The organism is Oleiphilus sp. HI0067, assembly GCF_001635735.1.
In genome coordinates this window covers 1-848 of sequence record NZ_LWFI01000893.1, presented here as the reverse complement: position 1 = coordinate 848, position 848 = coordinate 1, and the positions used below count along the sequence as shown (strand labels likewise).

The 848-nt window shown below is 41.4% G+C and carries 1 protein-coding gene; it reads right to left on the bottom strand.

The genetic code is table 11. The features are described 5' to 3' along the window. Positions 1-78 precede the first annotated feature (78 nt). Positions 79-747: a DUF3047 domain-containing protein gene (locus tag A3739_RS10205; RefSeq protein ID WP_231876549.1), complete on the bottom strand. Its 669-nt coding sequence runs from the start codon at positions 745-747 to the stop codon at positions 79-81. Positions 748-848 lie beyond the last annotated feature (101 nt).

The window sequence follows — 848 nt, the reverse complement described above, 5'->3', positions numbered from 1 at the left end:
ACTATATATGGATTTTTATTCGAAAATACCCTCTAGTTGATTAATGAGGATCTCATAATAATGATTCAGCAAAGCTAACTAATTCTTAGAGAAGTAGATATTGCGATAACTCGCTTGGGCATCTTGTTTTGAATTGTCTGTGTCAGTCATGATCGCAATTGCATCAATACGGGATATGCCCTTACCGAAAAACGCCTTAAAGTCTTCTTTCAAATTGCGTTTCTCGGTATACCAAGTCCCTGACGCCGAACTTGCATTTTTTACGGGAACCATTTGGGCGTTGTCGCCGGCAAAGGCATTTGGCCAAGCATCTTTGCTCGTAGCGCTAGAAGACCAAACATAGTTTAGTGCGATCGTATTCCAGAAAAACAAACCACCATCAACAACAACATACATTCGTGCAACATAATCATCACCTGACTTACTTTGCTCATCTAATGCAGCTAAGCTCTTATCGGACCTCCACTCCCAATTCAAGTAAGGAAATTCGTTAATATCGATATCTTGTTTCAAAAACAGGCCTGACGCACTTGCATTGCTGATTGCCCTCAAGAATGACGCTCCGTCACTATCACGCTCGAGCATATACTGCGTCTCTCCCTCAAATGACTTTGACTCCCATTGTTTTAGGTCGTCTTCTGAGGGAGACAAAACTGATAAGGTCTCTGCATAAACCGCCTTACTTGCACCAAGCAATACCGCTAATAAAAAGCTCATGACTAAACGAGCTGCTTTTACTCCACGCATTTTCATACCCTACAATTGTTTAGAGGACACTATAGACAAATTATGACTGCAAAGTTCCTCGCACAAAAACTGTAGACAATAAAAAAGGAGCTCTTCGGCTC

Excerpts from the sequence above, each read along its gene's own strand:
- A3739_RS10205 (WP_231876549.1), bottom strand. The coding sequence starts at position 747 with ATGCGTGGAGTAAAAGCAGCTCGTTTAGTCATGAGCTTTTTATTAGCG.